This is a genomic window from Flectobacillus sp., assembly GCF_049240685.1.
Lineage (GTDB): Bacteria > Bacteroidota > Bacteroidia > Cytophagales > Spirosomataceae > Flectobacillus.
Map to the genome: position 1 here is coordinate 1 of NZ_JBMLSD010000188.1, position 1,519 is coordinate 1,519.

General features: G+C 37.0%; 2 protein-coding genes. Both read right to left on the reverse strand.

The annotated features are described in order from the left end of the window. Nucleotides 1-974 (reverse strand): hypothetical protein (locus ACOVQ4_RS08685; RefSeq protein ID WP_421820257.1); only part of this gene is annotated, 974 nt, incomplete at its 3' end. Between the two features lie 297 nt (nt 975-1,271). Continuing rightward, nucleotides 1,272-1,519: hypothetical protein (locus ACOVQ4_RS08690; RefSeq protein WP_421820258.1), on the reverse strand; the 248-nt coding region annotated here is incomplete at its 5' end.

Genomic DNA, 1,519 nt, shown 5'->3' on the forward strand with positions numbered 1-1,519 from the left:
CCATTGTTGTTATTATCACCTGGTTTGGTAACCAATAACAAAATAATAGGAATGATAAAATCGAGAAGAATACAGCCCAACAACACGACCAACTGATACACGCCAAAGTTTTGAACGGCATGGTCGAAGGCATAGCCGATTTTACCAATATCTTGCGTATTTGATTCTTTAGGCTCGAATTTAAACTTTTCTTCTCCTAAAATATTCGTAGCTTTTTGTCCAAGCTTATTGTATTCTGCCAAAGACTGGTCAATAACACCTTGCGCTTGTTCGTCCTTATCTTTTTTAGGTAATAATAATATCTCCTGAATCTTTTCACTCCATTTTTTAGTAGCCATACTCAAGTCCGTTTTTAACTTAGCTTCCTCTGGCGAAAGGTCAGAAACGATACCATCTATTTGGCGACCCATACGGTCGGCCAAATCGGCATAATCATTACCTACAGGACGAAGAATATCAACTTTTTGACCCAATAGTTTTTCCAAATCCTTTATCAACATACGTGCACGATTTCCCATCCCAGGATTTCCTTTGTCCTGAATCTGCTCCATCAATTGCTTTTTCTTAGTTTCTACATTTTGAGCAGTCGCTTTATCATATTTATAGTTGAATTTGGCATTCACATCCGCCTCCAGTTTGTCGAAACGAGCATTAATATCACGTAATTCGGCGGTATAAATATCGGTACGCATAAAACGTGTGTACAAAGCATTGAAGTTTGCCATAAAGCAAAATAGTGCAATAAACGAATACACTGCCATCAATTTGCCTGTTGGGCGACCCGTAAGTTTAGCTTCACGAAGCAACCAACATAAGTAAAGTAACAACAGGGACAATGCAAGCGAAATAACGATAGCCGCATGACCAAAAATCTGCTCTAATCCTTGCCAAGTTTGATAAAAACTTACACTTACCAATAGAAGTGCTAAAGCTCCCAAGAATAAATCAGACGCAGTGATTCTTTGATTTCCCATAAATTTTGACTGTTTGAATTTTAACATTTCACCTATTACAAAGTGAACCAAGTTTATTTTGTTTGATTGAAAAGATGCTATCCACCAATAGCTATATTGTTATCCAGAGTCGCTCAAAATCAGATAGTTAAATCTCCGATTGGGCACAAAAAAACACTATTTTATTTCCTTTAGAAAAAGATGGATAGTTGGCGATAGTATAACGTTTGTTACTTCGGAAAATTGGTTGAATGTCAGAAGAATACAAGCCCCGTTATATAGGTCTAAATTAGGCCTTGCTCAAAGACTGTTATACAATTAAATGATGTATGCCAATAAATGCTCGTTGGATGGTAAAATGACTAGCTCAATAGTTGGAGAGCAGCAAAGATTATTGAAAAGCGTTGAGCAAAAAGTGATTGGAGTATTAGAAAAGCACATGATTATACAAGAGATAAACGTGAATAGTCGATAAATTGATTTATCTCTAAATATAACGTCAGCCAGCCCCTCAAAGGCATAGGCAGGATAGGGTTTGGGATGAATTTGGGGTTTTATGGGGTGAA